Raw genomic sequence first — 5,157 nt, forward strand, 5'->3', positions numbered from 1 at the left:
TTATAACAAATGTTCATTTTCTAAAATAGAGGTTCGACAATGTAAATACCTTGACAATGTAAATACCTTAATAACATAGTAGAACAGGATCATCGTTTTATAAAGTGGGGGATTTTAAATGGTTTAGGTTTAAAAAAAAAATGAATCTGCAAAAAGAACTCTAAGTGGTATTGAAGTTGTTCATATGTTGCGAAAGAATCAAATGTTTAATCCCGGGATTACTATGTTTAAATCCTTCTGTAAGTTGGCGGCATAATTTTTTTATATTGATTATTTTATGTTTTAATTTGGCAGAACCGTGAGATCAAGTATTTATGATTTTATTTTAAATATGGAAAACAGTGAATTAGTAAAAAGCTTATTTAAAATTTATTCTTAATTTTTTGTAATAGGGAAGTTGTAATGCCTAGAGCCCATCAAGCTATTTTTCCTTTTTTCCTTTCTTGAGAATTATTAATATGACCCAAGTTCTGTCTGGTATTTTCTTTTATAAATTGAGTGAAAAGGATTGCAATAATTACAGCTAGCACCAAGAGTGTTTTATGCATAAATAATTAATTTAGGATTAATTATTCGAAATTAAGCAGTAGAACAGTAATAGTGGAACTTAGTGAGTAAAGTTTAGTATAATATGTAGTTTTTAAGTAAATTATGTTAAAAAAGTTGTTGGAATAACACTAAGTATTTTAATGTCTTACAGAATTTAGAATTTTAGATTAAAAATGAGTAAGGGCGTAGGTGTATAATTAAGAATAAATTTTATGAAAAGGTAATTTAAAGCTTAAAAGAGTATCATTAAAATGCGACCTCTATTGTAGTCCCTTTTCCTATTTCGGATGTTATTTTCAATTGACCATTTAATTCCTTAGTCCTTTGTTTTATATTTTTCAATCCAATACCTTGCTTTACCTTTTCCACGTTAAACCCAGTTCCGTTATCCCAAATGCGAATGGTTATTTTATCATTAGTTTTTAATAACATAATATAACATCTTTCCGCTTTGGAGTATTTATTGGTATTCTGTATTGCTTCTTGAATAATGCGATAAATATGTATTTTATTTGGACTTGTAACAGAAGACCAATCTATGTATTTATCTAGTGATACATCAAACTTTGAATTGTATTGGTTTTGTTGGGACTCAATCAGATTTGTTATTATTTCAGGAAAGCTTTTATCTTCAAAAAGAAGGTTTTGTGTTAAATCATGTGAAACTCTTCTGATTTCATTTTCCGTTTTCTCAAGCTCTTTTATAAGTTGTTCTTTTTTATCTATTTGGGGTGACTCCAATTGAATTAAATTAAACCGAGTGGTGAAAATACAGTTTACTATACCATCATGCAATTCCATAGCAATACGATTCCTTTCCTCGCTTCGGGCTTGTTCTGTTTCCCATTGCCGTTTTAGTATCAATTGGTATATTTTTTCGTTTGCCTGTTGCTGCTCCTTGATATGCAACAGCTCTTTATTTCTTGATTTTAAACGGTATATTATAAAAAAACCACCTAGCAAAATAATTATAATACCTGCACCAATTACTATATTGGTATTTGTTTGGGATAAAATTTTATTTTTTTCTTCTACTTGATCTGTCTCAAAGGCAATTCTTGCAAATTTATTTCTTGTTATTCTTTCGACTTTTTGCAAGCTGTCGTCAATTCTCACGTATTCATTAGTATAATAGGTTTTATTTTTGGTGTCATTTTCCACTAATAATTTCAATGATTGAAGTGTTAATTCGCTGTATTTTATTTTTCGGGATAAAGTAAATCCCTCTCTTATATTGGTTAAAGCTTTTAAAGTATCTTTTTTAAAAAGGAAATATTGGCCAATATTAATTTTATTAGATATTACAATAGGCTTTAAATCAAGGCTGTCGCTTACTTTTAGTGATTCAATCAATATTTCATATACACCATTATAATCACCATTATTCATTTTTGAATAGCCTAGATTATCCAATAGCATTGCATAATATGTTGGGAATTCTTTTTTTATTTTTTTTGTTTGTAAACCTTTGTCATAAAAGCGGATCGCTTCGGAATATTTTCCCATTTTTTCATAGACCCTTCCAATGTTGTTATAACAGTTTATTCTGTTTTTTAATATTTTATCTGTGGGGTATCTTTGTTTTTCCAGAATATCTTGTTGACTTAAAGCCAATTTATAGTAGGCTAATGATTCTGCATAGTTGTTTAATCCTTTAAGAGAAATAGCAATTTGATTATAGCAGTTATATATTAAATCAGTTCTGTTGATTTTGGATAGAAACCGAAATGCTCTTACAGTTTCGCTTTCGCTTTCTGCATAATTTCCCGTTTCTAAAAGAACACTCCCTTTCAAAAGGGATGATGTACCCAACATTAACGAATCATTTAGGGTGATATATAATTTTTCTGCTTTGTTATAATAGCTAAAAGCACTATCGTATTGTGATTTATCATAATGATAATTTCCGATGTAGTATAATGATTTTGCAGTATGTGCTTTATCTTTTTTTAAGCTTGCCAACTCAAAAATTTCTTTTGTCGCTATTTTGTACTTTTCCAGTTCACCTAACAAATAATATTTATTGACAACTTTAAAGAGTAAATTTCTGTTGATGGAATCATTTTCATGCTTTAATAGATATAGATTGAGAGTATCCAATGCGTTTACCTTGTCAGAAGGTTTTATGTTTAAAGTATCTATAGAGTTTAAGAGACTGACAACTCTTGTTTTATATCCAATATCTGCTTTTTTTTGACATCCTATTAAAAGAGTTAGGAAGGTAACGAGCCAAAATATATTTTGTTTTATTCTCAATTTTGATAAATTTTAAATTGGAAGCAAAAATATATATTTAAAACCAGATAATGTTTTTTATTATCTGGTTTTAATGTGTTGTAAATCAGGGTCTAGGAGGATTTACCCCATCTATATCTGAATCTGATTCAATTAATAAAGGTCTGGGAGGATTTACTCCATCTATGGCTGATTGATTAGCCGGTAGAGTGATTTGATTTTGAGTTTTTAGAGTTTCATTATTAGAACTCTCAATACTGTCTGCAGTACAGGACGACATTAAAACAATAGCCGATAAGCAGCCGATAACAATTACTAGCTTTTTCATAAAAAAAAATATTTAAAAAATTAAAAAATAGTTTATGGTGGCAAAATCCGGAATGGAGTACCTTTTTTAAGAAAAGTCGGGAATTGACTGTTCGAATTTATTGATAATGACTCCACTCAAAAGCAGAGGTTTCCCCATTTTTCAATATATTTAGAAGCTTCAGTTGTTTTATAACTGTGGCAAATTAACAGGTAATAATGGTGTGATTATTGAAATTGGAGGGGTTTATAGTAAGTCAATACGTTACAATAGTTTTAAGGGGAATCTAAGTGGTGAAACCTAGTATTTAAAATCTCAACTTTTGAGAATTATCTGAAATAAATCAATAAGCGAGTGCTTCTAATTAGGGCTAAATATTGATTTTTTTAATAATGGCGTCGATATTGTCTTTGTAAGTAAGTGAAAATGGCAAGATTTCATTGTAATTAAGGTAGCATTTTGCTTTGCTAAAATGTATTCGGGAAACATGATTAATGTTTACGATATAACTTTTGTGAATCCTTAAAAAATAGAATGGCAAAGTACTTTCAAAATGTTTTAATGTTTTATACGCATTAACAGTTTTGCCATTGTCCATCTGGATATCAGTGGTGTTGTTATCCGCTTTTAAATAGGTAATATCTTGCAAGGCTACAAATTGATAATCACTATAGGATTTTATGCAAATAGTTGTCGCAATGTTTGGAGGATTTCTTTTTTCAAATTTAAAGAGCATTTTTCCCAATTCATGCAGATGCAGGGGAGCTACTATATAGTCTGAAAATCCTGATTGTATTGCCTCAAGTGCATAATCTGGGGATGAAGCTAGGGCAATAAAATATGGAATGCATTCCAGATATTGAAATGATTCCGTTATAGTTTTGAAAAATGTAGTGCTATCAATGGATTTGATTGGAATTTGGACAATTACCAGTTGTGGTTTTACTTTTATGATTTGGTTTATTGCAGTTTGACTATCTTTGATGACTCCAGCACAAAAATAATTTGGGAAATTATCAAAAAGTTCTAAAGTTCCCTTTATATTGGTGGAATTGTCGTCGATAATAAGGAAAGAAAACTGCATGAAACTATACTAAAGATAAAACGTGCGCAAGCTAGTCAAGTACTTTTTTTTTTTGCTGCAGAAAAACTGCCTATTTTGTTAAAGTTAAAAAATATTTAAATGAATGTACTTGTAGTGGATGATCATCCGATGACTGTGGAAGGCTATATTAATGCTTTGTCAAAAGGGGCTTTTGGATTAAATTCACCTATTTTTTCAAAAGCGCATAATTGTGAGGAAGCCTATTTAAGTCTATTGAGGAGTTCTGCGGCTGAAGAATCATTTGATGTTGCTTTGATCGATAAAGGCTTACCCGGTTATGAGGAAAAATCAATTTTTTCCGGTATTGATTTGGCTAGATTGATTAGAGAATTGATGCCTAACTGTAAAATTGTTATGATTACGGCACACACCGAAGTTATTATTATTTATGAAATCTACCAAAAAGTAAGGCCAGATGGACTTATTATAAAAAATGATATTACCCCTGATAAATTGCAACTAGCTTTGTTGGAAATTATGAAAGGCAAGCCATATCAAAGTTCCATGGTGAAAAATTGCATTACTGAAATATGGAAAAAGGAATTGATGGTTGAGGATTACAATCGTCAAATTTTACTTTATTTATCCAAGGGATTTAAAATCAAAGAGTTAGAAGGGGTTGTTTGTTTGACAACTAGTGCGATCCAAAAACGCATTATCAAAATGAAAAAAGTTTTTGAGGCTAAAGACGACTCAAGTCTAGTGAAAGAAGCCATTAAGCAAGGATTTATTTAGAGGTTTTTCTGAATTTTAACACATTTTACTTAAAAACAACCTCCTTTGTTAAAGGTCGTTTTTGTCGTATTTGCAATCCAATTCTTCTCTATACTTTTACATAGAAATGACCTCAATCCATTTTGCTAAGAAAATTATATATGAAAAATATCGCTGCATTATTTTTTTCTGTTGTCTTTTCCATTTCGTTATTGGCAAACATTCCGAACACTGAGAAAAATATTTT

The 5,157-nt window shown here is 29.9% G+C and carries 4 protein-coding genes; 1 reads left to right on the plus strand and 3 read right to left on the minus strand.

Annotation, left to right across the window (positions count from 1 at the left end):
* Positions 1-795 precede the first annotated feature (795 nt).
* From VFS71_RS13470 to VFS71_RS13480, 3 genes are all read right to left on the minus strand, one after another.
* Positions 796-2,805 carry a sensor histidine kinase gene (locus VFS71_RS13470; protein WP_326401831.1) on the minus strand — a complete coding sequence of 670 codons (2,010 nt, stop codon included), beginning with the start codon at positions 2,803-2,805 and terminating at the stop codon, positions 796-798.
* 85 nt (positions 2,806-2,890) lie between these two features.
* Positions 2,891-3,112, minus strand: a complete 222-nt coding sequence (locus VFS71_RS13475; RefSeq protein ID WP_326401832.1) for a hypothetical protein — start codon at positions 3,110-3,112, stop codon at positions 2,891-2,893.
* Between the two features lie 349 nt (positions 3,113-3,461).
* A complete protein-coding gene (locus VFS71_RS13480) occupies positions 3,462-4,175 on the minus strand; it encodes a LytR/AlgR family response regulator transcription factor (protein WP_326401834.1) in 714 nt (237 codons plus the stop codon).
* Between the two features lie 99 nt (positions 4,176-4,274).
* On the opposite strand from VFS71_RS13480, the gene VFS71_RS13485 reads away from it, so the two are divergent.
* Complete coding sequence (locus VFS71_RS13485) at positions 4,275-4,931, plus strand: response regulator (protein WP_326401835.1); 657 nt, start codon at positions 4,275-4,277, stop codon at positions 4,929-4,931.
* Positions 4,932-5,157 lie beyond the last annotated feature (226 nt).

Source organism: Flavobacterium sp. (assembly GCF_035760125.1).
Taxonomy (GTDB): Bacteria; Bacteroidota; Bacteroidia; order Flavobacteriales; family Flavobacteriaceae; genus Flavobacterium.

Bases quoted from the DNA above. Each gene is read 5' to 3' on its own strand.
- VFS71_RS13475 (WP_326401832.1), bottom strand. From the start codon at position 3,112: ATGAAAAAGCTAGTAATTGTTATCGGCTGCTTATCGGCTATTGTTTTA.
- VFS71_RS13485 (WP_326401835.1), top strand. From the start codon at position 4,275: ATGAATGTACTTGTAGTGGATGATCATCCGATGACTGTGGAAGGCTAT.
- VFS71_RS13480 (WP_326401834.1), bottom strand. From the start codon at position 4,175: ATGCAGTTTTCTTTCCTTATTATCGACGACAATTCCACCAATATAAAG.